Genomic DNA, 24,441 nt, shown 5'->3' with positions numbered 1-24,441 from the left:
TCGGGTTGTCGGCGGTCAGCGCGAGCCCTCCGGGCCCGGCCCACCACCGGTCCGGCCGCCCTCGATGAAGGCACCCATCCAGGAACCGGCCTGCTCCGGCGTCGGGTCGGACGACCCTGCCGCCGGCTCGATCTCAATCTGGTCGGCCCGGTCGGCCTCGCTCCGGGCAGCCTCGGCCGGAGTGGCCTCGCCGCGCCGGGAGCGGCGCCGGGGCAGCGTCACACCGGCGGCCGGATCGGCGGGCTCGACCTCGACCGTCCTCGGTCCGGCCGTCGGCGGCACCGTCGCCGTCGCGGCCGGCGGGCGCATCACCACCGCCTCCGGCGGGTCCACCGTCTCCACGACCTTCGACGGGATCAGCACCACGGCCCGCAGTCCACCGTACGGCGACTCGCTCAGATCCGCCCGGAACCCGTGCCGGCGTACGTAGTGGCCGACGACGGCGAGCCCGGTCTGCGGAATCTCGCCCAGTTCGCCCAGCCCCACCGGGCGACGCCCGGAGACCGTCTCCCGAGCCTGGTCCAGCCGGTGGTCGTCCATGCCGATGCCGCCGTCGTCGACCTCGATGACCGCGCCGCGCTGCACCCGTCGCACGGTCACCGGCACGGTGGTGGCCGGCGGCGACGACTGGGTGGCGTTGGCCAGCAACTCCGCCACCAGGTGGATGACCGGCTCCACCACCTCGGCGGCGACCGCCACGTCGTGGTCGCCGGAGACCTCGATCCGCTCGTACGCGAGGATCCGGGCCGACGCGGCGCGGACGACGTCCACCATGGCCAGTGGCTCCTGCCACTGCTGCCCCGGCCACTCGCCGCAGAGCACGGCAAGGCTCTGCGCGTGCCGGGCCTGCTGCGCGGCGGCGTGGTCGACCCGCATCCCGGCCTCGACCACGTCCGGGTCGTGCTGGTGCCGGTCGGCCATCAGCGACACCTGCTCCTGGATGGAGTGTGCCGCCGTCTGCACCCGTCGGGACAGGGCCACCACCGCGAGCCGCAACGACTCCTCGCGCTCGTCCGACCGCTTCAGCGCGCTGGTCGCCTCCGCCAGGACCTCGTCGACGAGTACGGCGGTCCGCTCGTCCAGCTCGGGATCGCGGGGCGCGGACGGCACCGGCGCCCCGGCCAGTACTGCCGAGAGCCGGGTCCGGAGCAGGTGTTCGAGGGCGTTGTGCACCGCCGCCGAGCGGGCCTGCGCCCGGTTCCGCCACTGTGTCTCGCGCTCGGCCAACTGGTGCTGGTAGCTGAGCACCTGCCGCTCGAACTCCCGTTGGCGCTCGGCCAGGGCGGCCCAGGCGGCCCGCTGCCGTCGGCGCAGTACGGCCAGCAGCAGCAGCGCCAGCCCGGCGGCCACCGCCGCCAGCAGTGCGACCGCCGGCCCGGGTGGATCGGCGCCGCGCACGGCGGCGACCACGGCGGCCGTACCGGCCAGGGCGATGAGGAGGAAGGCGGCCGACCACATCAGACGGCCCCCGGGTGTGGGACGACCTGACGAGACAAGAGGTGTCATTTTCACCTTCGAGCGGAAGATCCAGGCAGGACGGGATGCCAAACCGCAGTTCAGGCAGGTGGTGGATCAGGATCGTACCTGATCGGAACCGGATCACAACCCCCCTAACCGGACAGTCGTGACTCGACGTGGCCACGACCGTACGGTGGAGTCGGTCCCGCCGTTCGGCGGGCGCTCCACTCGGTCTTGGGACAATCGGCGCAGGTCAGGGCGGGGTGGGTCAGGGCGGGGTGGGTCAGTTCCCGGTGAACCGGGCGACGACGAACTCGGCGCGGGCGCCGCAGACGACGACGGTGCTGTTCCAGCTACAGGTGGCGGTGGCCACCTGCTTGAGCTGGCCCAACTCGGTCAGCTTCCCGGAGCCGGCGACCACCCCGGCGACACTGGCGTCCTGGCCGTATGTGCTCGGATCCTTGTCGAAGACCAGCAGGTTGCCGCCGTCGACCCGGACGGCGAACCCGTCCCGGCTGAGCTTCTCCGCGCCGTCGGCACCGAACAGGTTCTCCACCGGCTCGCTGGAGGAACCGGTCCGGACCAGCGGGTACTCGCCCACCGCTCGCAGTTCCCGCCCCTGCGGCACCTTCTTCCGCCACGCCGCCTGCTGACTGCCGGACCGGTCGGTGCGGACCGCCACCAGCTCGGTGGTGTCGCCGTTCGCGGCGGCGGTCTCCAGCAGACAGACCTGATGCTCGCCGCAGGGTTGCAGCTCGGTCGGCCGGCGACTCTTGTCCACCGCGTTGTAGATGTTCGTCGGCGGGCCGAGGTCCGCCAGGTCGTACCGGGCGAGACCGTAGCCGTCGCTGGACGGGGCGACGAAGAGCTGCCCCTCGTACGCCAGCACCTTGTCGTCGACGTCGGCGGCGTCGGCCCGGGACCTGAGTACCCGGCCGTTCGTCACGTCCACGACCCGGATCGAGTCGTCCGCGCCGATCTGCACGAGCTGCGGCCGGTCGCCACGGTTCGGCAGCGCCGGATCGCCGCTCGGCTCGGCGGCCCCGCCCACCTCGCGGGCGGTCCGCACCGGATGGACGGCGGAGTCGCTGGAGTACTGGCCCTTCGGGTTCGGCAGCGTCCATTCCTTGCCGGTCCGGGCGTCGATCCCGACCAGCGCGTCGGCGGTCTCGTCGAGGATCACCACGTACTCGTCGAAGAAGTAGAACCCGTCGTCGCCGCGTACCGGCCGGCTCCACAGTTTGGCGCCGTTCGCCGGGTCGAGGGCGATCACGTCCTGGGGCGTGGTGGTGCCGATGACCTGCGGCTTGACCAGCAACACGTCCGGCAGCGCCTTGATCCACTCCCACCGCTCGGCGGCGGCGTCGGTGGTGAACCACCGCTCGACCTTCGCCGACCCGGCCGTCAGCACCGCGACGTCGAGCCGCTGGTCGGCCCGCTGGTAGGCGACGTACGCGCGCTCGCCTGCGGTCGCGGTGAAGAGCAGGGACGCGTTCTCCTCCCGGGCGGCGATCCGGTCGACCTCCTGGAACGGTTCGAACTGGATCCCGGGATAGGGGTCCCGGGTCAGGTAGAGCAGGGTCGCGACGACCACCCCGAGCAGCGCCAGCGCCGCCCCGGCGACGATCTGGACCGGGCGGCGGCGTACCAGGCCGGCCAGCCCGACCGGCGCGGCGGCGCCCGGCGGTGCGGCCGGACCCGGCGGATAGGCCGGCCCACCGGCTGCCCCGAACGGCGGCGGGCTACCCGGCCCACCGGCCCCGAACGGCGGCGGGCTACCCGGGACGGCCGGTGAGACCGGCTGCCCGGGATGGCCGGTGGCGAGCGGCTGGGGTGGTCCTGCGGCGGTGCCCTGGCCGGGCGGGGCCGAGACCGCCGCGACCCGGCCGGCCTCGTACCCCCGGGACTGGCCCGGCACCGTCGCACTGCCGGCGGCGGCCGGACCGGCCGGCACCCCGGCGGCGCCCCGGACCGCCGGTGCCGACGTGACCGGAAGTTCGGCCAGTGCGCCCTCGGCGACCGGCAACTCCGGCTGTTCGAGTACGGTCGGCGCGATCCCGAGTTCGGCGTGCAGCATCCGGGCCACCAGCGGTACCCGGGAGGAGCCGCCGACCAGGAACAGTCCGGCGAGCTGGTCGACGCCCAGCCGGCAGTTGGCGATCACCGAGGCCGCCTCGAAGACCCCCCGGCGCAGCAGCGGGGTGACCACGCCCTCCAACTCGTCCCGGGTCAGGTGCAGCGCCTGCTCGACGCCGGGCACCGGAACCGGCGCCGTCGCGGCCCGGGACAGCATCTCCTTGGCCCCGCGTACGTCGTCCCAGAACTGCCGCCGGCTGCGCCACTGGCTGGCCGTGACCGGCCGGCTGAGCTGCTCCCAGACCGGCCCGTGCGCCGTCCGGATCACCCCGCCCAGGTGTTCCACCAGCGCCGAGTCGAGGTCCAGCCCGCCGAGGTCGGCGACCCCGCCCGAGCCGACCACCACGAACCGGGCCCGACCGCTCTCGTCGGTGCCCTCGTTGCGGACCACCGCGATGTCCAGGGTGCCGCCGCCGAAGTCGAAGACCGCCAGTGCCGACCGGACCGGTACCGGCCGGCGCAGCACGTCGGCGAAGTAGCGGGCGGCGGCGACCGGCTCCGGTACCAGCAACGTCCCGGCGGTCGACCGGATCGCCGGATCGGCGTTCACCGGCGGCCAGCCGGCCCGGGCGACGGCGGCGGCCAGGGTGTCCCGGCGGCGGGCCCCCCAGGTGGCCGGATAGCTGAGTACGGCCGGCGGCAGAAACCCGACCGCCTCGACCGCCGCGCCCGCCACCGCGCCGAGCACACCGGCCAACAGGTCGACGGTGGGGATCTCGCGGTCACCGAGGAGTACGGCCGGCTCGTCGATCCGCCGCTTCGGGTTCGGCTCGTAACGGCTCGGGTCCGCCTGGGCGAGCCGCTGGGCGTCCCGCCCGACGTGCGGTCGCCCGGCGCCGTCCAGGAACACCCCGGACGGCAGGATCGGCTGACCGTCGAAGAGCAGCGGCCGGGTCCGGCCGTCGGGCCAGCGCAGCACCGCCACGGTGTGCGAGGTGCCGAGGTCGACGCCGAGCCCGTAGCCTCCGTCCTGACCTGCCATAAACCGACTCCTCCGCAGGGCGAGGGGTTGCCCGGCCATGCATGTTACGGCCCGCCGCCCAACACCGACCGGCACCTCCACACCCGCCGCCGCTGCACGGGCGGCGGGCCGGGAAACCCGCTACCGACCGGCTCCCGGTTGACCCGGCAGTCGGCTGGCGGTGGTGGTGCAGAGCAGTTGGTCCACGGTGCTCGGGCGGCCGGCCGACCGGGTGCGGCGACCGGCCGGTCGGTGGATCAGGCGGCCAGGCGGCGCCGGGAGACCTCGGCGAGCGCCACCGCCGCCGCGACGCTGGCGTTGAGCGACTCGACCTCGGAGACCATCGGAATGCTCACCCGCAGGTCACAGGTGGCACCGACGAGCCGGGACAGCCCGCGTCCCTCGGAGCCGACCACCACGACCAGCGGGCCGATCGCCGCCTCCAGGTCGTACAGGTCGGTTTCGCCGTCGGCGTCCAGCCCGACCACCAGGAAGCCTTCCTGCTGGGCGAGCTTGACCGCCCGGGTCAGGTTGGTGACCTGGCTGACCGGCACCCGGGCCGCCGCGCCGGCACTGGTCCGCCAGGCGGTCGCGGTGATCCCGGCGGCCCGCCGCTCGGGTACGAAGACTCCCTGTGCGCCGAACGCCGCCGCCGAGCGGATCACCGCCCCGAGGTTGCGCGGGTCGGTGACGCCGTCGAGTGCGACCAGCAGCGGCGAGGGCTGCTCCAGCGCCCGTACCAGCATGTCCTCGTACGGCTCGTAGGCGAACGGCGGCACCTGCACGCCGATCCCCTGGTGCAGTACCCCGCCGGTCATCCGGTCCAGCTCGGCCCGGCTGACCTCGATGATCGCGATGCCCCGGTCGGCGGCGGTCCGGACCGCCTCGTTGACCCGGTCGTCGATGTCGATGCCCTGCGCGACGTAGAGCGCGGTGGCCGGTACCTGCGCGCGGAGCGCCTCCACCACCGGGTTGCGACCGACCAGCAGCTCGGCGGCGTCCCGGCCGGGTGCGGACCGGCGGCCCGGTGCGACCCGGGGGCCGCCCGGACGCGGGGCCGGCTTGCCGCCGCTCCGCCCCGCGCTGGCCGCGCCCCGCCCGACGCTGACCGACTTGCGACCGCCCTTCTTGGTGCCGGCGCCACCGGCACCCCAGGTGGTGTCCTTGCTGCCCGGTACGCCGACCTTCGGCGCCCGGCCCTCCTCGGCGGCGGCCCGGCGCTCCTTGGCCTGCTTCCACGCGGTGCGCTGCGGCAGTTGCTCGGTGCCGGAGTATCCCTTGTGCCAGGGGCGCTCGTCGGCGGGCAGCGTCCTGCCCCGGCCCTTGAGCGCACCCTTGTTCTTGCCGCCGGAACCCGTGGTGGCGCCCTTCTTCGCGGTGACCCGACGCCCTTTTCGGGCCGAGTTTCCGGGCATCAGTCCTGTTCTCCGATCGTCCAACGCGGCCCGTGCGGGGTGTCCTCGACCACCACGCCCGCGTGCTTGAGCTGGTCCCGTACCGAGTCGGCGGCGGCCCAGTCCTTCCGGCTGCGGGCCTGTGCCCGCTGCTCCAGAGCCAGCGCCACCAGCGAGTCGACCACGGACCGCAGCTCACCATCCTGCCCGTTGCTGGTCCAGGCGGCGTCGAGGGGGTCGAGACCGAGCACGTCGAGCATCGCCCGGACGGTCGCGAGCGCGGCCCGGGTGCCGGCGTCGTCGCCGCCGGCCAGCGCGATCTGGCCGTCCCGGACGGTGTCGTGCAGCACCGCGACGGCGGCCGAGGTGTTCACGTCGTCGTCCAGGGCCGCGCCGAACTCGGCCGGCAGTTCGCCGAGCGCGCCCGCGCCGACCCGTTCGACGGCCCGGCTGACGAAGCCCTCGATCCGCCGGTACGCCACCGCGGACTCGCGCAGCGACTCGTCCGAGTAGTCGATCCGGGACCGGTAGTGCGGCGCCACCAGGTAGTAGCGCAGCTCGACCGGACGGACCCCGATCGAGGCGACGTGGTCGAGGTCGACGACGTTCCCCAGCGACTTGCTCATCTTGGCCTCGCCGAGGTTGAGCAGCCCGTGGTGCACCCAGTACCGGACGAAGGGCAGCCCGGCGGCCCGGGACTGGGCCTGCTCGTTCTCGTGGTGCGGGAAGGTCAGGTCGAGCCCGCCGCCGTGGATGTCGAACTCGGCGCCGAGGTAGCGCCAGCACATCGCCGAGCACTCGATGTGCCAGCCGGGCCGGCCCGGCCCCCACGGCGACGGCCAGGCCGCGTCGGCCGGCTCCCCCGGCTTGACGCCCTTCCAGAGCGCGAAGTCGTTGGCGTCCCGCTTGCCCCGCTCGGCGGCCTCGACCGCGATCTGGGTCTGGGTCGCCTCCGGCCGCTGACCGGACAGGTCGCCATATTCCGGGTACGACCGGACGTCGAACCAGACGTCGCCGGAACCGTCCTCGGCCACGTACGCGTGCCCGTCGGCGATCAGCTTCCTGATCAGCTCGTGCATCTCCGGGATGTGCCCGGTGGCCCTCGGCTCGTACGTCGGCGGCAGCACGTTGAGGCTGCGGTACGCGGCACCGAGCAGCACCTCGTTGGCGTACGCGATCGACCAGAACGGGCGGTCCTGCTCGACCGCCTTGACCAGGATCTTGTCGTCGACGTCGGTGATGTTGCGGATGAAGGTCACCTGGAAACCGCTGCGCAGCAGCCAGCGGCGCAGCACGTCGTAGTTGACCCCGCCCCGGAGGTGCCCGATGTGCGGCGGAGACTGGACGGTGAGACCACACAGGTAGATCCCCACCCTGTCGGCGTGCATGGGGACGAAGTCCCGCACCGATCGGGTGGCGGTGTCATACAGGCGTAGCGTCACCGTACAAGGGTACCGACCGATGTCTGTCGGGGCTCACCCCGCGACCACCGCCCGGGACGCCCGGCCCGCCCTGCCGCCGAACTGCCCGCTCCCGCCCCGGCCGGCCCCGGCCGTACGCTGCCTGGTGTGGCGAGGGCGGCGAGCGACGCGGCGGCCGGCCCGGCGGAGGAGCCCGCCGGTCGGGCCGGTGAGACGGCACAGACCCTGGACCGGGGCCTGCGCCTGCTCCAGCTTGTCGCCGACGCGTCCGGTGGACTGACCGTGACCGAGGCGGCGGCCCGGTTGGGCGTCGGCCGGGCAGTGGTCTACCGGCTGCTCGGCGCGCTGGTCGAGCACGGGATGGTGCGCCGCGACGCGGGCGGAAAGCTGCGCCTCGGCGCGGGGCTGCTGCACCTGGCCCGCCGGGCCCAGCCGCTGCTCGCCGACGGTGCCCTGCCGGCCCTGCGCCGGCTGGCCGAGCAGACCGGGGCCACCGCACACCTGACCGTGGTCGACGGCGCCGAGGGGGTGGCGCTGGCGGTGGTCGAGCCGAGCTGGACGGCGTTCCACGTCGCGTACCGGACCGGCGCCCGGCATCCGCTGGCCCGGGGCGCGGCGGGCCGGGCGATCCTGGCCGGTCGGCAGGGCCGGGCCGACCCGGTGGCGTCCAGCGGCGAACTCCAGGCCGGCGCCTACGGCGTGGCCGCCCCCGTCCTCGGCGTCCCGGGCCTGGAGGCCAGCGTCGGCGTGGTCGCCCTGGCCCCGCTCGACCTCACCAAAACCGGCGCACAGGTCCGCCTCGCCGCCACCGAAATCGCCGCCGCCCTCGCGTGACGGGGGCTCGCCCGACCGCGGGCTCGGCCAGGGGCGCACAACTCCCCGGAAGGAGCGGCTTCCGACGCACGGACAGCCCCTCTTTCCCGGATCGTGCGTGATGCACGGAGTCTCCCGGCGCGGCGCCGAACCCTCAGGGGTGGGTCATCCGGAGGACGTCGAGGGCCTCGTCGAGCTGTTCGGCGGTGAGCTTGCCCGCCTCGACGTGTCCCCGGGCGAGCACCACCTCCCGGATCGACAGCTCCTTGGCCAGCGCCTCCTTGGCGATCGAGGCCGCCTCGTCGTAGCCCAGGTAGCGGTTGAGCGGGGTGACCACCGACGGCGACCCCTCGGCGTACGCCAGGGCCACGTCGACGTTCGCGACCAGGCCGGTCACGCAGCGGTCGGCGAAGAGCCGGCTCACGTTGGCGAGCAGCCGGATCGACTCCAGCACGTTGCGGGCCAGCACCGGCAGCATGACGTTCAGCTCGAAGTCGCCCTGCGAACCGGCGAAGGTGACCGTCGCGTCGTTGCCGATCACCTGGGCGCAGACCTGGCGTACCGCCTCGCAGACCACCGGGTTGACCTTGCCGGGCATGATCGACGACCCGGGTTGCAGGTCGGGGATCTGGAGTTCGCGCAGCCCGGCCCGGGGACCGGAACCCATCCAGCGTACGTCGTTCGCGATCTTGTAGAGCCCGACCGCGATCGTGCGGAGTTGGCCGGAGACCTCGACCAGCCCGTCCCGGGCGCCCTGCGCCTCGAAGTGGTTACGCGCCTCGGTCAGCGGCAGCCCGGTCATCTCGCGCAGCTTCTCGATCACCTTCGGCGCGAAGCCGGCCGGGGTGTTGATCCCGGTGCCGACGGCGGTACCGCCGAGCGGCAGTTCGGCTAGCCGGGGCAGGCAGCTCTCCAGCCGCTCGACACCGTACTGGAGCTGGGTGGCGTACCCGGAGAACTCCTGGCCGAGCGTCACCGGGGTGGCGTCCATCAGGTGCGTACGCCCCGCCTTCACCACCTCGGCGAACTCGTCCACCTTGGACTCCAGGGCGAACTCCAGGTGCCGCAGCGCCGGCAGCAGGTCGTGCACCACCGCGTACGTGGCGGCCAGGTGGATCGAGGACGGGAAGACGTCGTTGCTGGACTGGGCGGCGTTCACGTCGTCGTTCGGGTGCACCTCGCGGCCCAGTCCACGGGCGGCCAGCGTGGCGATCACCTCGTTGGCGTTCATGTTCGAGGAGGTGCCGGAGCCGGTCTGGAAGACGTCGATCGGGAACTGGTCGTCGTAGCCGCCGTCGGCGACGTGTCCCGCCGCGGTGACGATCGCCCCGGCGATCTCCGCCTCCACCACTCCCAGCTCGGCGTTGACCATCGCGGCGGCACCCTTGATCTGGGCCAGTGCCTTGATGTGCGCCGGTTCGAGCCCGCGCCCGGAGATCGGGAAGTTCTGCACCGCCCGCTGCGTCTGGGCCCGCCACAGCGCGTCGACGGGCACCTCCACCTCGCCCATGGTGTCGCGTTCGATCCGGTAGCCGGCCGCCTCTGGTGTGGTCACGCTATCCATCCTGCCCCGCACCGGCCCGGCCCGCAGATGATCGCCGTCACCGCTCCGGCCGTCGGCCGAGCCGAGCCGCTCCTACCGGGGACGAGTCCCCTCCTCCCCCTGCGGCGTCCAGCGGGTGAGCGCGGCGCGGCCGCCCGCTCGGCAGGCGGGGCCGGGCCGTCGGTGGTCAGTCCAGTTCCGCCAGTTGCCGCCGTACCTCGTGCTGGTCCGGGGACTCGACCTGGACCAGCAGTCCCAGCGACCGGGTCCAGTACGACCGGGCTGCCGCCGGATCGGTCTCGCGCAGGCACCGGGCGAGGCCGTCCAGCGCGCGGGCCTGCTCGTACAGATGCTGGATCTTGGTCGCCCCGAGCAGGGCCTGCCGGTGCAGCTCCAGCGCGGCGGTGGTGTCCCCCAGGTCCAGCAGGGCCCGGCCGAGCAGGTTGCGGGCGGCGCACTCGCCGGCCCGGTCCCCGGCGTCCCGCATCGCACCCAACGCCTCGCGGTGCCGGGACGCCGCCACCTCCGGCCGGCCACACGCCCGCTCCACCGCGCCGATCTCGTTCAGCAGGTCGGCGGTGGCGAACAGGTTCCCCCGGGCCGTCTGCTGCACCCGCAGCGCCACGTACATCCGGCGCAGGGCCAGGGAGTGCTGGCCCATCCGGCCGTAGATCGCGCCGATGCCGCCCAGACTGTCGGCCACCAGCGCGGTCCGCCCCACCTGGCGGGCGGTGAAGAGCCGGTTCCGCATCGCCCGCAACGCCTCCGGATAGCGGCCGAGCTGCATGTAGCCGCTGGCCAGGTTGGTCAGCGCGTTAGGCATGCTGTGCCAGGCCGCCGTCCGCCGGCCCAGCGCCAGACCGAGTTCGAGGTACCGCACCGCCTCCCGGGTCCGGCCCAGCATCAGCAGCGGCAGGCCGAGGTTGACGTACGCCCCCGACTGTCCCGCCACGTCGCCGAGCCGCTCCCAGAGCGCGATGACCACCCGCAGCGACTCCACCGCCCGCTGGAACTCGCCGAGCCGGAAGTACGCCGACGCCAGGTAGTTGTGCATCGTCGCCACCCCGGCGTCGTCGCCGAGCGCCTCGGCAGCCCGCAGCCCGTCGGTGTGCGTCTCGATCAGCTCGTCGAGGTGGCCGCCGAGGAAGAGCTGCCGCCAGTTCGCCCGGGCGAGCCGCCAGCCGTACCGGTGCAGGCCCTGCTCGACCGCGAGATGGACCAGCGCGACCAGGTTGCGCCGCTCCGCCTCCAGCCAGCTCCGCCCCTCGGCAGCGGCGGCGGCGACCAGGTCGGGCCGGGCCGGCTCCCCCGGGATGGCGACCCGCAGGTTGGCGGTCGGCTCGAACGCCTGGCTCACCGAGGCGGCGGCGTGCAGGTAGAAGTCGAGCAACGCCTGGAGCGCGCGTCGCCGCTCCGGCTCGCTGCCGACCACGGTGACCAGCTCGGCCGCGTACTCCCGGACCAGGTCGTGCAGGCGGAACCGGCCCGCGTCCACCTCGTCGACCAGGTGCGCGTCCACCAGCTCGTCGACGTGTTCCCGGGCCACCCCGAGCGGCAGCTCGGTCAGCGCCGCGCAGGCGTACTGGTCGAACTGCGTGCCGGGGTGGATCCCGAGCAGCCGGAACGTCCGCTGTACCGGCTCCGGCAACTGGGCGTACGACAGCGCGAACGCGTCCGCCAGGGTCCGGTGCTCGACGGCGAACTCGGCGAGTACCGGCCGTTGCGCGTCGCCGAGCCGCTGGACCAGGTCCGCCACCCGCCAGCGCGAACGGTGCGCCAGCCGGGCGCCGGCCAGCCGGATCGCCAACGGCAGGTACCCGCAGCGCCGGACCACCTCGGCGGCGGCCTCCGGCTCGTCCCGGACCCGTTCCGGGCCGACGATCCGGGCCAGCAGGTCCACCGCCTCACCCGGCTCCAGCACGGTCAGCGACTGCGCCCGTACCCCGTCCAGGCCGACCAGCCGGCGCCGACTGGTCACCACCGTCAGGCAGCCGGGGGCGGCCGGCAGCAGCGGTCCGACCTGGGCGGTGCTGGCCGCGTTGTCCAGCACCAGCAGCGCCCGCCGGCTGGCCAGCTCGGTACGCCACAGCGCCAGCCGGTCGGCGAGGTCGGCCGGCACCCGCTCCCCGGGTACGCCGAGCTGGCGCAGCAGCGTGGCGACGGCGGTACTGGTCGGCAGCGGGCTGTGCAGACTGTGTCCGTGCAGGTCGACGAAGAGGTGCGCGTCCGGGTACGCGGTGCCGAGCGCCGTCGCCAGGTGTACGGCGAGCGCCGTCTTGCCGCTGCCCGGCATCCCGTCGATGACGTAGACGGCGGAGAAGTTCGGCCCGGCCTCCTCGATCTCCTTCCGCAGCCGGGCGACGGTCTCGTGCCGGCCGGTGAAGTCCTCGATCGCCCGGGGCAGGGCCCGTACCGGTGACCGGAGCGGCTGCTCGTCGTCCGCCGACCCGACCTCACCGGCGAGTACCCGCCGGTGGATCTCCCGCAACGCCGGCCCCGGCTCGATGCCCAGCTCCCCGGCGAGGATCTCCCGCCCGGTCCGGAACACTGCCAGCGCCTCGGCCCGGCGTCCACTGTCGCCCAGGGCGAGCATCAACTGGCCCCGGAGCCGTTCCCGCAGCGGATGGCGTTCCACCAGGTCGGTCAGTTCGGCGACCAGGTCGCCGGTCCGGCCGAGCCGCAGCTCGACCTCGAAGGCGTCCTCCATGGCCAGCATCCGCTGCTCGTCCAGCGAGGCCGCGCCCCGGCGCACCGCCGTGCCAGAGATGCCGGCGAGGGCCGGGCCGCGCCAGAGGGTGAGGGCGGCGCGGTAGCCCTCCCGCGCCTCCGGCCAGTTCTGTTCGCCGGCGGCGGCGCGGGCCCGGGTGACCAGCCGCTCGAAGAGCTGCGCGTCCAGGTCGTCCGGCCCGAGCACGATGCGGTACCCGGCCGGCCCGGTGACGATCGTCTCACCCGGCACCCCGGCGGCGGCGAGCAGCCGGCGCAGCCGGGAGACGCAGGTCTGCAACTGCCCCCGCGCGGTGACCGGCGGGTCGGCGTCCCAGACCGCGTCGACCAGTTCGTCGACCGGTACCACCTGCGGGGCATGCAGAAGTAGCACCGCCAGGACAACCCTGTCCCGGCCAGCGGTCACCGTCGACTCACCGCCGCTCACCTGAAGCGGCCCAAGGATTCCGAACCGCATGTCGGCTCCTGACCGAGGTCGTACCCGGCAGCAGAGTAACCCGACAATCACGCGCAGCAGAATCGACTTGATAGCGGGGTGGCAGTGGAACGAGAGTGCCACCGCACACACTGTCCGCTGGGACGCACGACACACCAGGTGAGACACATCGACGGGGGCGGTGCGTCCGCCGGCCCGTGGGGGCGACGGACGCACCGTGTCGGAGCAGCGGTTTCGCCGCCTTCCACACCTGAGGAGACGCCAGACATGGACGCCTCTGCAAGACCCGAACGGTCCCGGCCCGTGCCAGCCGCCGGGGACGTGTTGCAATTCGACGAGTCCGACTACTGCTACGGAACGGGGCCGCTCGTCCTCCGGGTCACCGGGGTCGGTGCGGACCTCGGCCGCTACCCGCAGCTCGAGTGGCTGTCGCTACGCGGCGTGGAGCTGCGCGGGGACGGCAGCGCCGGCCCCGAACGGCAGGTACTGGTCCGCACCAGCGCCCTGGCGCGCACCGGCTGACCAGTCCGGCACCGTTGTCCGTCGGTCAGCGCCGCCCGACGGTCAGCACCGCGAGATCGCGCTCCATCCCCGAAGGAGCGCCCACCAACGCTCGACCAGGCCCCTACTTCACTGATGTTGCGCGATCTTGGACAGCGCGTCTCGGACAGCGCGTCTCGGTCAGCGGCGGCCGACGGTCAGCACGGGTTTGGTGACCTCGGCGAAGAAGTCGTTGCCCTTGTCGTCTACGACGATGAAGGCGGGGAAGTCGACTACGTCGATCTTCCAGACCGCCTCCATGCCGAGTTCCGGATATTCCAGGACCTCGACGTGCTTGATGCAGTCCTGGGCCAGCCGGGCCGCCGGGCCGCCGATCGAGCCTAGGTAGAACCCGCCGTGCTGGTGGCAGGAGCGGGTCACCTGACCGGACCGGTTGCCCTTGGCCAGCATCACCTGGGAGCCGCCGGCCGCCTGGAACTTCTCCACGTACGCGTCCATCCGGCCGGCCGTGGTCGGACCGAACGAGCCGGAGGCGTACCCCTCGGGCGTCTTCGCCGGCCCGGCGTAGTAGACGGCGTGGTCGCGCAGGTACTGCGGCATCGGCTCGCCCGCGTCCAGCCGCTCGGCGATCTTGGCGTGTGCGATGTCCCGGGCCACCACCAGCGGGCCGGTCAGGGAGAGCCGGGTCTTCACCGGGTACTTCGACAGCTCGGCCCGGATCTCGTCCATCGGCCGGTTCAGGTCGACCTGGACCACCTCGGAGCCCTGGTCGAGCTGCGCGTCGGTGACGTCCGGCAGGAACCGGGCCGGGTCGGTCTCCAGCCGCTCCAGCCAGACCCCGGACGGAGTGATCTTGCCTACCGCCTGCCGGTCCGCGGAGCAGGAGACCGCTATCGCGACCGGGCAGGAGGCGCCGTGCCGGGGCAGCCGGACCACCCGGACGTCGTGGCAGAAGTAGCGCCCGCCGAACTGCGCGCCGATGCCGAACTGCCGGGTCAGTTCCAGCACCTCGGCCTCCAGATCCAGGTCCCGGAAGCCGTGCGCCAGCATCGAGCCGGAGGTCGGCAGGTTGTCGAGGTACTTCGCCGAGGCCAGCTTCGCGGTCTTCAGCGCGTACTCGGCGGAGGTGCCGCCGATCACCACGGCGAGATGGTACGGCGGGCAGGCGGCGGTGCCGATCAGCCGCAGCTTCTCCTCCAGGAACTGCATCATCCGGGTGGGATTGAGCAGCGCCTTCGTCTCCTGGTAGAGGTACGACTTGTTGGCCGATCCGCCACCCTTGGCCATGAAGAGAAACTTGTACGCGTCCGGGTGCCCGTCCGGGTCCTCGGCGTAGATCTCCACCTGGGCCGGCAGGTTGCTTCCGGTGTTCTTCTCTTCCCACATGGTGAGCGGGGCGAGCTGCGAGTACCGCAGGTTCAGCCGGGTGTACGCCTGGTAGACCCCCCGGGACAGCGCCTCGTCGTCGGAGCCGTCGGTCAGCACGTGCCGGCCGCGCTTGCCCATCACGATCGCGGTGCCGGTGTCCTGGCACATCGGCAGTACGCCACCGGCGGCGATGTTGGCGTTGCGCAGCAGGTCCAGCGCGACGAACCGGTCGTTCGGGGAGGCTGCCGGATCGTCGATGATGGCCCGGAGCTGGCCGAGGTGCGCCGGCCGCAGATAGTGGGAGATGTCGTGCATCGCCTCGGCGGTCAGCGCGGTCAGCGCGGCGGGCTCCACGGTCAGGAAGCGGCGGCCGCCCGGCCCGTGGACCACGTCGACGCCCTCGTCGGTGACCAGTCGGTACTCGGTCTGGTCGGCGCCCACGGGCAACAGAGGGGAGTACGAGAACGGCGCGCCACTGCTCATAGCCGGCAAGCCTAGGCCAGCCGACCGGGGCCGGCCCACTCGCCGGGTCGACCCTGCGATGCCGCTCTCATCCGTACCGTCCCGACCCGGCGCTCCGGCCCCGGCGTCGGCGGCGGCCAGGTCCCCGGCGGAGCCCGTCGGCGGCGGTCGGGTCCCACGTTTCCGACTCGACCAGCCGGGCCATCCCGAGGGCGGCGTGCCGCGCCCGGACACGAGTCGGGGTCAGCCGTCCTTGCCGTTGTCGGGTGGACACTCCGGCTGCTTGGGGCCGCCGCACTCGGCGCCGGGCCCGGAGTCCTGGCCGCCCGGTCCGGCGGTCGGCGCCGGCCCGCCGGTGGAGACCCCGGCGAACTGGAGGTACCCGATGTCGCGCCCGTCGCCGATCACCATCCCGGCCGGGCCGACCGCGAGTACCTCGGCCGACGAGCGGACGTTGGCCAGTTCCCGCCCGGTGCGCGGGTCGAGTGCGATGATCCGGTTCGGCCGGCGGTCGATCAGCAGCGCGGCGTTCCTGGCCAGCGCGGCGGCGCCCTCGGGGCTGACCTTCCGGGTCCACCGGGCCCGGTCGATGGCGAGTTCGCTGCCGATCACCGAGCTCTGGTCGGCGGAGCGGGACAGCGCGTACCGGTCGTCGACGGCGAGCAGCTTCTCGCCTTTCGGGCCGGTCCAGAGCACCCGCCCGTCGTACGCGTCGACGACCGTCTCCCGGGCGTCCGGCGCGACGCCGACGAAGACGTTCTCCCCGCCCTGCGGATCCTCCCGCTGCTTGCAACCCGCACCGTCGGCGGTACGCAGGTTGAGCCCGTCCCGGCGCCACACCTCCTGCCCGGTCGCCGGATCCCGGGCCACCACCGTGAAGTAGCAGGTGCCGTCGGCGGCGCGGGCCTCGATCCGGAGCATCCGGCCGCCGACCACCACGATCCGGTCCTCCTGCCCCGGCTCCACGTCCTGCATCACCCGGCCGGTGGCGGTGTCCACGATGTGCACCCGGCCGTCGACGGAGAGCCCGATCAGCGGCGGCATCTCGACCGGGCCGTTCGCATGCTCGTGCACCTGCCGAGTGGTCAGCCGCCGGGTGCCGAGCGTGTCGGGGTTGCCGGCCAGCGGCCCGGTCTCGACGCCGGGCAGGAACGTCGTCCAGATCGGAGCGCTGCCCCGGGGATCCCAGGCGGTCAGGGTGCAGTCCAGCGGCTCCCGGCAGCGCGCGTCGACCAGGGCGTTGCGGTAGGTCCAGACGCCGACCGCCGCGGTGTCCTTGCGGCGTACCGCCCCGGTCTCCGGGTCGAGCAACTCGTAGCCCTTGCTCAGCAGCTTGCCGACGGCGACCACGGCGTCCCGGTCGCCACCGGCGACGGCGGCCCAGTCCGCCTTGCGCTCCCAGAGCCGCAGGCCGGTGGCGAGACTGCGGGACTCGACCCGGGTCCGGTAACGGATCACCACCGTGTTGCCGGCGATGGTCACGCTCTGCGGCGTACCGCCGACGCGCTGCTGCCAGACGACGTCCGGCTCGGAGATCGGTTCGTCGCGGTCGATCCAGTCCCAGACCCCGGGGAACGGATTCCAGACGTTGGTCGCGGCCAACACGATCACCGCGATCAGCGCGATGGCCAGGGCGGACATCACGCCCGCGCTCCGGGCGCTCCCCTTGGCCATCCGCATACCGTAAACGAGACGGTCCGGCAAGTGTCGCTAGGGCGTTATGTCCGTGTCGTCGATCTTCGCGCTTTCCGTCGCCGCCCCGCTCGCCGTGGCGGGAGTCGACGCCGGCACCGGCGCCGCGGTCGAAGTCGACGTCGGCAGCGTGGTCGGAGTCGCGGGCGGCACCGTGGTCGGAGTCGACGTTGGCACCGTGGCCGGAGGCGACGGGAGCGCCGTGGTCGGGTCGGCGTTGTCCGGGCGGAGCCAGCGCCAGAGCAGCAGGGTCGCGGCCATCGAGGCGACACCGGCGAGCGCCATCACCCGGCCCGGCGCCAGCCACTCGGCGAGTACCCCGGCCAGTCCGGCGGCCAGTCCCTGTGCGGTCATCAGCCCGGTGGCCAGCAGCCCGAACGCCTGCCCCCGACGCTGTTCCGGCACCGCCGCCAGGAACCGCCGGGCCAGCCCGAGCTGGAAGGCGAACCCGAAGGTGGCCAGTGCGTACAGTGCGGCGGCAACGGCCAGTCCCGGCCCGGCGACGAAGCCCAGCATCGGCGCGCCGAGCAGCAACGCCAGCCACGGGGCCAGCCGCTCCCGGCGGGCCGGTGCCACCCATCGCCCGACCACCAGGTCGCCGACCAGCATGCCGCCCGCGGAGGCCGCGAACAGCACCCCGGCGCCCGCCCCCGGGCCGAGCCCGTCGGTGTACGGCACGATCACGCCCTCGGCACCGACCAGCAGCGAGCCGGGCAGCCAGTGCGCCAGCAGCAGCCCCCGGATCCGCCGGTCACCCAACAGTTCCCGGTTGACCTGCCAGGTCTGCCGGACCACCCCGCGCCGGTTCACCGCCCGGTGTGGCCGCTCCGCCACTCCGAACCGGACCAGCAGGGCGGAGACCGCACAGGTGAGTACGGTCAGCCAGAGCGCGCCGTACGGGCCGACGAGGGCGAGCAGCAGGCCGCCGACGGCGAACCCGAGCACCTGGGTCGCGCCCGCCGCGACGGTGAAGAGCGAGCGCCCGAGCACGTAGCCGTCCCCGTCGAGCAGCTCCGGCAGCAGCGCGTTCCGCGCGGCGGTGCTGACCGGGGCCAGCAGCCCGACCGCGAAGACCAGCCCGAGCATGCCGGCCGGCGGCAGCACCCCGAGCGCGAGCACCGCGACGGCGGCGAGCCGCAGTAGGTCGTAGCCGACCATCAGGGCCCGGGGCCGCCACCGGTCGGCGAGGGCGAGCAGCAGTACGCCGCCGATCGCGTGCGGCAGGAAGCCGACCACGTACGCCAGCGCGGCGAGCAGCGGCGACCCGGTCCGGTCGTAGACCAGTACGGCGAGGGCGAGCATCTTCACCGTCTCGCCGACCATGAAGACGCCGAACCCGCCGAACAGTGCCCGGAACTCGGGTACGGCCAGCACGCTGCCGAAGGTCGCGGGGCGGTCGGCCGGGTCCGGCGTACCGGTCCGGCGCTCGGCCGGTCCTGTCGTTGTGCTCACCCGGCCAGCCTGGGCGACCCCGCCGGGCACCACTAGGGTTTCGGTCACCAGCGAAAGGTCACACCCGGCCCGGACCGGCACCCCGTCGACGGCGCACCGGGGCCGGGCGACGGAAGGAGAGACCCTTGATGATGCGGATCGAGGTGACCTCGGCCGACGTGGCGGCCAGCCGCTTCACCATCTCGCCGCTCGGCGAGGCGATGTCGGCGCTGCGGCTCTGCGCCGGGCAGCACCACTCGGCGGCGCTGGCCCCCTGGGTGACCCGGGCGCGGGACCGGTACCTGCGGTTGCGGCGCGAGCGGCCGGCGGTCGGGGCGCTGCTGACGCTGCTGCGGCGGGACGGCTACAACGCGGACTTCATCCAGCCGCCGCCGTCGGACGTCGGGCTGACCCTGACCGACGAACTCGCCGCGATCCGGGCCACCCCGCTGGCCCAGGCCCGCGACGAACTGGCCCGGAACCTGGCCGGGCACCGGACCCCGCCCGCGTACGCCCGGCGGGTGTTCGAGGCGCCGCAGGTGGTGGACCTGATCGCCGACGCGATCGAGGCGGCCTGGCACACCCTGGTGGCGCCGGACTGGCCACGACTGCGGGCGATCCTGGAACGGGACCTGCTGCGCCGGGCCGGGCAGCTCGCCACCTACGGCTGGGCCGCCGCGCTCGCCGACCTCGATCCCAAACTGCGCTGGGTCTCGGACGGGGCGCACGGGACGATCGAGGTACGCTGCCACACCGGTCGGCGTTCGCTGGCCGGTCGGGGACTCCTCTTCGTACCCAGTGCCTTCGGCCCGCTGATCACCTACACCGAGCCGCCCTGGCCGTACGCGATCGTCTATCCCGCCCGTGGCGTCGCCGACCTGCTCGGCCCGCCGCCACCCGGTCGTACCCCGGACGCGGTCGACCGGCTGATCGGCTCCTCCCGGGCGGCGGTCCTGCGGGCCCTGGCCGTCCCCGCCACCACCAGTCAGCTCGTCGCGCAGCTCGGCGCCGGGCTGGGCACCGTCGGCGGACATCTCGCGGTGCTCCGGGACGCCGGGCTGGTCGCCCGGACCCGGCTCGGCCGGTCGGTCCGCTACGAACGCACCGCGCTCGGCGACGCACTCGCCGCCGAGGGGCCGCCAGCAGTCGAGGGGCCGCTCGCCGAAGGGCCGCCGGCCGCCGGGGAACCGCTCTCCGTCGGCGTGGTCCCGGCCGCCGAGCGGAGCAGCGGGAGTACCCGGTAGGGGATCTTCTCCGCCAGCGCGATGATGCTGGACGCCCGGGCGATCTGCTCGTGCGAGACGATCTGGTCCAGCACCCGTTGCAGGTCGCTGTTGGACCGGGCGACTATCCGGCAGAGCACGTCGCCGGAGCCGGTGATGGTGTGCGCCTCCAGCACCTCGGGGATGTCGCGCAGGTGCGTGGTCACCGGGTCGTGGCCGGGCCGCTGGTTGATCTCCAGCGTGACGAAGGAGGTCACCCCGAACCCGAGCGCCACCGGATCGAGCTGCGGCCCGAGCCCCTGGATCACACCCCGGGCCAGCAGCTTGTCCAGCCGGGCCTGCACGGTGCCCCGGGCCACCTGGAGCCGCCGGGAGCACTCCAGTACGCCGATCCGGGGCTCGGCCGCGAGCAGGTCGATCAGTTTGACGTCGAGCTGGTCGAGCTGGACAGCTTGCGCAGTACTCACGGCTACCCACCATACTAAATGCACAACCTGCCCAGCATTTCGCGAGGCGGTTGCCCAGGTCATCGCCGGGCGGGATGCTCCCGGAAAGACGGCCGCGCCGCCGGCCGGCAGTCGCACCCTCTCAGGGAGGCAGGACGATGACCAGCGCACTCCACCAGCCGGCCACCGCCGGCTCGGCTCTGGACTCCGACGTCGACCTCGACCGGCTCGTCGGCGCGGTCGGGCACGAGGACCCGACCGACCCCTTCCCGGTGCAGGGCATCGACCACATCCGGTTCATGGTCGGCAACGCGAAGCAGACCGCGCACTACTACTCGACGGCGTTCGGGATGACCCTGGTGGCGTACCGGGGGCCGGAGCAGGGTCACCGGGAGCACGCCGAGTACGTGCTGACCAGCGGCTCGGCCCGGTTCGTCTTCACCGGCGCGGTCCGCCCCGACGCCCCGGACGCCGACCACGTGGCCCGGCACGGCGACGGCGTACTCGACATCGCGCTGGCGGTACCGGACGTCGACGCGGCGTACGCGCACGCCATGGCGCAGGGCGCCACCGGCCTGACCGCCCCGTACGACGTGACCGACGAGCACGGCACCGTCCGGATCGCCACCATCGCCACGTACGGCGACACCCGGCACTCGCTTGTCGACCGGTCCCGCTACCAGGGGCCGTTCCTGCCCGGTTTCGTCACCCGGGGCCCGATCGTGGACCGCCAGCCGATGATCGACGCAGGCGTGCAGCCGAAGCGCTTCTTCCAGGCCGTCGACCACGTCGTCGGCAACGTCGAACTCGGCCGGATGGACGAGTGGGTGGAGTTCTACCGCCGGGTCATGGGCTTCACCAACATGGCCGAGTTCATCGGCGACGACATCGCGACCGACTACTCGGCGCTGATGTCGAAGGTGGTGGCGAACGGTACCCGCAAGGTCAAGTTCCCGCTGAACGAGCCGGCGGTGGCCCGCCGCAAGTCGCAGATCGACGAGTACCTGGAGTTCTACGGCGGCCCCGGCGCCCAGCACATCGCGCTGGCCACCAACGACATCCTGGCCAGCGTCGACGCGATGCGGGCGGCCGGCGTCGAGTTCCTGGACACCCCGGACTCGTACTACGACGACCCGGAACTGCGGGCCCGGATCGGCCGGGTACGCGCCCCGATCGAGGAGCTGAAGGCCCGGAAGATCCTGGTCGACCGGGACGAGGACGGCTATCTGCTGCAGATCTTCACCAAGCCGGTGCAGGACCGCCCGACGGTCTTCTTCGAGCTTATCGAGCGACACGGATCCCTCGGTTTCGGCAAGGGCAACTTCAAGGCGCTCTTCGAAGCCATCGAGCGGGAACAAGAGGCACGCGGAAACCTGTAACACTGTCCTGCGTGACCCAGCAGCCTCCGTCCATGCCTCCGCCCCCCGGAGAAGGTCGGCCGTCGTCCGGTTCGCCGCCCGGCGGGTTCGTGCCGCAGCCCCGGCAGCCCGGCTACGGGCCACCGCCGGGCTACGGCCCGCCCGCCGGTTACGGCCCGCCGGGGCACGTGCCGGGGCAGCCCGGGTACGGCCCGATGCCCGGTTACCCGTTCCGGCCACCGCCGGCCAGCCCGTCCGGCCAGCCGCTCGCGTCGTTCGGCGACCGGCTGCTGGCGTACCTGATCGACGGCGCGATCCTCGGCGGGGTGGTGCTGTTGATCTCGATTCCGGCGTTCGTCGTCTTCTTCTCGACGGCGGGTGCGGACTTCTTCGTCACCCTGGAGCCGGACGCCACCACCGGCGTCGCCGAGCCGGACGTGTTCGGCTTCCTGGTGCCGTTCCTGCTGCTGGAGGCGGGCCTGCTGGTCGGCGGCTTCGCCCTGCAGTACGTCTACCAGGTCGAGATGGCGAAACGGACCGGCCAGACCATCGGCAAGCGGGTACTGAAAATCAAGGTCATCCCGCTCGACCCGGCCGCCACGGTCGGCCGGAGCCACCTCGCCCGGCGCTATCTGGTGCAGGTGGGCAGCGGCCTGGTTCCCGGGCTGGCCTACGTCGACGGGCTGTGGCAGCTCTGGGACAAGCCGTACCAGCAGTGCCTCCACGACAAGTTCGCCAAGACCGTGGTGGTTAAGGTTCCAGCGTGAACGTCAGGACTCAACCAAGGTCGTCCCGGTGACGGTGCAGCCGGGCTGGTACGCCGATCCCGCCGAGCCGACCACCCAGCGGTACTGGGACGGGGACGGCTGGGTGGGCGCGCCGCTGCCCGTCGACGCCACCCCGCCGCCCGGTCCACCGCCGGCCGACGAGCCCGAGCCCGTCCCCACGCCGTCCAGCGGTGCCGGGGCACCACCGGGCACATCCGGAGCACCAGGAGCACCCGGCACCGGGGCAGCGCCGGGCTCACCCGGCTCACCGGCACCGCCGGCAGCACCGGGATCGCCCGGTGGCCCGGCTGCGCCGTGGGGCGGACCGCCCTGGGGCGGCCCACCGGTCAGCGGCCCACCGCCGGGTGGGGCCCCGCCGGTCAGCGGCGCGCCGCCGGCCTCCGGACCGCCGTACGGCTGGCCCGGCGCCGGTCCGGCCGGTCAGCCGTACGGGCCGCCGCCCGGGACGCCGCCGTACGGCCCGCCGCCGGGCTGGCCGGGATACTGGCCGGCGCCGCCACCCCGGCCGCACGGGTTGGAGCTGGCGCCGCTCGGCGCCCGGGTGCTCGCCCGGCTGATCGACATCAGCCTGGTGCTGCTGCTCAACGTCGTGGTCAACGGCTGGTTCGTCTGGCGGTTCGTGCAGGAGATCGAGCCGGTCTCCCGGGAGATCTTCCGGCGTGCCCTGGCCGGCGAGTCGACCACCGAGGGCCTGCCCCAGGCCAGCGCGCAGGCCGACGGGTTGCAGGTGGTCATCCTGCTGATCGCGGTCGCGCTCTGGTTCGCCTACGAGGTGCCGTCGGTGGCCAACACCGGGCAGACCTTCGGCAAGCGGGTCATGGGGATCAAGGTCGTACCGCTGGCCGAGACCGAGCAGTTGGGCTTCGGCCGCTCGTTCCGGCGGTGGAACATGCTCGGCCTGCCGGTCTTCCTCTGGAGTTGCTGCGGCATCGGCTTCCTGATCCAACTCGTCGACTGCGCGCTCGCGTTCTTCGACCGGCCGCTGCGGCAGTCCCTGCACGACAAGCGGGGCCAGACCGTGGTGGTCCGGCTCGCTCCACCGGCCGATGCCCCGCCCGGGTCCACCGGCACCCCGCACGATCGCATCGGAGGCCCCGCGTCATGACCGGTCCGACCAGTTCCACCCCCGGCCCCGAGCGGCGGGCCGGGGCACCCCGGCTGACCCGCGCCGACCTGGACGCGCTGCCGAACTACGTACCCGGGCGCAGTCCGGCGGACCTGGCCCGGGAACTGGGCCTGCCGGAAGCGATCAAGCTGGCCAGCAACGAGGTGCCGTACGGACCGCTGCCCGGGGTGGTGGAGGCGGTCGCCGAGGCGGTGGCCGGGGTGCACCGCTACCCGGACATGGGCGTACTCGCACTGCGGGCCGCGCTGGCCGAACGGTACGGGGTGGCGGCGGACCGGATCGCCACCGGCTGCGGGTCGGTGGCGCTGGCCGAGCACCTGGTACGCGCCACCTGCCTGCCCGGTGACGAGGTCGTCTACTCGTGGCGCTCCTTCGAGGCGTACCCGATCATCGCGGCGACCAGCGGCGCGACCAGCGTGCGGGTGCCGAACACCGCCGGCCACGGGCACGACCTGACCGCGATGGCGGCGGCGGTGACCGACCGGACCCGGCTGATCCTGGTCTGCAACCCGAACAACCCGACCGGGACCAGCCTGCGCCGCGCGGAGCTGGACCGGTTCCTCGCCGCCGTGCCGGACGACGTGCTGGTGGTGCTCGACGAGGCGTACCGCGAGTTCGTCACCGACCCGGAGGTGCCGGACGGCCTGGCGGCCTACGGCGACCGGCCGAACGTGGTGGTGCTGCGCACCCTCTCCAAGGCGTGGGGGCTGGCCGGGCTGCGGATCGGCTTCCTGGTCGGGCAGCCGGAGGTGGCGGCGGCGGTACGCAAGGTGGTCACCCCGTTCTCCACCAGCCTGGCCGCCCAGGCGGGGGCGCTGGCCGCGCTCGCCCAGGCCGACGAGGTGCACCGGCGCTGTGCGCTGGTGATCGCCGAGCGGGACCGGGTGACCGAGGCGCTGCGGAAGCGGCTGCCGGCCGACCCGGCCGGCGGAGGCGTGCCGGAGAGCCAGGCGAACTTCGTCTGGTTGCCGCTGCGCGACCGTTCGGTGCCGTTCGCCCAGGACTGCGAGGCGCGGGGCATCATCGTCCGCCCCTTCGCCGGTGAGGGCGTACGCGTCACCATCGGCACCCCGGCGGAGAACGACGCCTTCCTCGCGGTGGCCGACCAGTTGACCAACCAGTCCTGACCCGCCGGACCTGACCCGCCGGACCTGACC

At 73.5% G+C, this 24,441-nt stretch carries 15 protein-coding genes and 2 pseudogenes; 7 read left to right on the top strand and 10 right to left on the bottom strand.

Annotated elements, in window-relative coordinates:
- Positions 1-15: 15 nt before the first annotated feature.
- The 4 genes from Pen02_RS01135 to cysS all read right to left on the bottom strand — a co-directional run bounded on the left by Pen02_RS01135 (position 16) and on the right by cysS (position 7,391).
- Entirely contained in the window at positions 16-1,458 is a 1,443-nt protein-coding gene (locus tag Pen02_RS01135) for an ATP-binding protein (protein ID WP_203863981.1), read from the bottom strand.
- A gap of 283 nt (positions 1,459-1,741) precedes the next feature.
- Positions 1,742-4,576 carry an Hsp70 family protein gene (locus Pen02_RS01130; protein ID WP_203863980.1) on the bottom strand — a complete coding sequence of 945 codons (2,835 nt, stop codon included), beginning with the start codon at positions 4,574-4,576 and terminating at the stop codon, positions 1,742-1,744.
- A 236-nt stretch (positions 4,577-4,812) separates the two neighbouring features.
- Positions 4,813-5,970, bottom strand: coding sequence for a 23S rRNA (guanosine(2251)-2'-O)-methyltransferase RlmB (gene rlmB, locus Pen02_RS01125; RefSeq protein ID WP_203863979.1), 1,158 nt, complete (start codon positions 5,968-5,970; stop codon positions 4,813-4,815).
- On the bottom strand, positions 5,970-7,391 hold the full coding sequence (gene cysS / locus Pen02_RS01120; protein ID WP_203863978.1) for a cysteine--tRNA ligase: 1,422 nt from the start codon (positions 7,389-7,391) through the stop codon (positions 5,970-5,972). Before cysS ends, rlmB begins: the two co-directional genes overlap by 1 nt.
- 126 nt (positions 7,392-7,517) lie before the next feature.
- On the opposite strand from cysS, the gene Pen02_RS01115 reads away from it, so the two are divergent.
- A complete protein-coding gene (locus Pen02_RS01115) occupies positions 7,518-8,204 on the top strand; it encodes an IclR family transcriptional regulator (RefSeq protein WP_203863977.1) in 687 nt (228 codons plus the stop codon).
- 133 nt (positions 8,205-8,337) lie between these two features.
- On the opposite strand, the gene Pen02_RS01110 is transcribed toward Pen02_RS01115, so the two are convergent.
- Positions 8,338-9,738 (bottom strand): class II fumarate hydratase, encoded by a 1,401-nt coding sequence (locus tag Pen02_RS01110; RefSeq protein WP_372445538.1) that lies wholly within the window; start codon positions 9,736-9,738, stop codon positions 8,338-8,340.
- 175 nt (positions 9,739-9,913) lie between these two features.
- Positions 9,914-12,910 (bottom strand): AfsR/SARP family transcriptional regulator, encoded by a 2,997-nt coding sequence (locus Pen02_RS01105; protein ID WP_203863975.1) that lies wholly within the window; start codon positions 12,908-12,910, stop codon positions 9,914-9,916.
- A 246-nt stretch (positions 12,911-13,156) separates the two neighbouring features.
- Here Pen02_RS01105 and Pen02_RS01100 point away from each other — a divergent pair, with 246 nt between their 5' ends.
- Positions 13,157-13,411, top strand: a complete 255-nt coding sequence (locus tag Pen02_RS01100; RefSeq protein WP_203863974.1) for a hypothetical protein — start codon at positions 13,157-13,159, stop codon at positions 13,409-13,411.
- A 159-nt stretch (positions 13,412-13,570) separates the two neighbouring features.
- Here Pen02_RS01100 and Pen02_RS01095 read toward each other — a convergent pair whose 3' ends face one another.
- The 3 genes and pseudogenes from Pen02_RS01095 to Pen02_RS01085 form a co-directional block, all read right to left on the bottom strand.
- On the bottom strand, positions 13,571-15,241 hold the full coding sequence (locus tag Pen02_RS01095) for a fumarate hydratase (RefSeq protein WP_203863973.1): 1,671 nt from the start codon (positions 15,239-15,241) through the stop codon (positions 13,571-13,573).
- A 222-nt stretch (positions 15,242-15,463) separates the two neighbouring features.
- Positions 15,464-16,894, bottom strand: a complete 1,431-nt coding sequence (locus Pen02_RS01090; RefSeq protein ID WP_372445537.1) for an outer membrane protein assembly factor BamB family protein — start codon at positions 16,892-16,894, stop codon at positions 15,464-15,466.
- Positions 16,895-17,134: 240 nt separating this feature from the next.
- Positions 17,135-18,364, bottom strand: a pseudogene (locus Pen02_RS01085) (MFS transporter); the annotation flags it as partial.
- A gap of 131 nt (positions 18,365-18,495) precedes the next feature.
- Here Pen02_RS01085 and Pen02_RS01080 point away from each other — a divergent pair.
- Positions 18,496-19,479 (top strand): annotated as a pseudogene (locus Pen02_RS01080) (ArsR/SmtB family transcription factor); the annotation flags it as partial.
- Here Pen02_RS01080 and Pen02_RS01075 read toward each other — a convergent pair.
- Entirely contained in the window at positions 19,437-20,033 is a 597-nt protein-coding gene (locus tag Pen02_RS01075; protein WP_203863972.1) for an Lrp/AsnC family transcriptional regulator, read from the bottom strand. The pseudogene Pen02_RS01080 and the gene Pen02_RS01075 sit on opposite strands and share 43 nt — an antisense overlap.
- Positions 20,034-20,170: 137 nt before the next feature.
- Here Pen02_RS01075 and hppD point away from each other — a divergent pair, with 137 nt between their 5' ends.
- From hppD to hisC, 4 genes are read left to right on the top strand one after another with little or no spacing between them, the layout of a single operon-like run.
- Positions 20,171-21,391, top strand: a complete 1,221-nt coding sequence (gene hppD / locus Pen02_RS01070) for a 4-hydroxyphenylpyruvate dioxygenase (RefSeq protein WP_203863971.1) — start codon at positions 20,171-20,173, stop codon at positions 21,389-21,391.
- Positions 21,392-21,423: 32 nt separating this feature from the next.
- Positions 21,424-22,137 carry an RDD family protein gene (locus tag Pen02_RS01065; protein WP_203863970.1) on the top strand — a complete coding sequence of 238 codons (714 nt, stop codon included), beginning with the start codon at positions 21,424-21,426 and terminating at the stop codon, positions 22,135-22,137.
- A gap of 28 nt (positions 22,138-22,165) precedes the next feature.
- Positions 22,166-23,263 carry an RDD family protein gene (locus tag Pen02_RS01060; RefSeq protein WP_203863969.1) on the top strand — a complete coding sequence of 366 codons (1,098 nt, stop codon included), beginning with the start codon at positions 22,166-22,168 and terminating at the stop codon, positions 23,261-23,263.
- On the top strand, positions 23,260-24,411 hold the full coding sequence (gene hisC / locus Pen02_RS01055) for a histidinol-phosphate transaminase (protein ID WP_203863968.1): 1,152 nt from the start codon (positions 23,260-23,262) through the stop codon (positions 24,409-24,411). Before Pen02_RS01060 ends, hisC begins: the two co-directional genes overlap by 4 nt.
- Positions 24,412-24,441 lie beyond the last annotated feature (30 nt).

It is taken from the genome of Plantactinospora endophytica, assembly GCF_016862915.1.
GTDB lineage: Bacteria > Actinomycetota > Actinomycetes > Mycobacteriales > Micromonosporaceae > Plantactinospora > Plantactinospora endophytica.
This window is presented reverse-complemented; position numbering and strand designations above follow the sequence as displayed.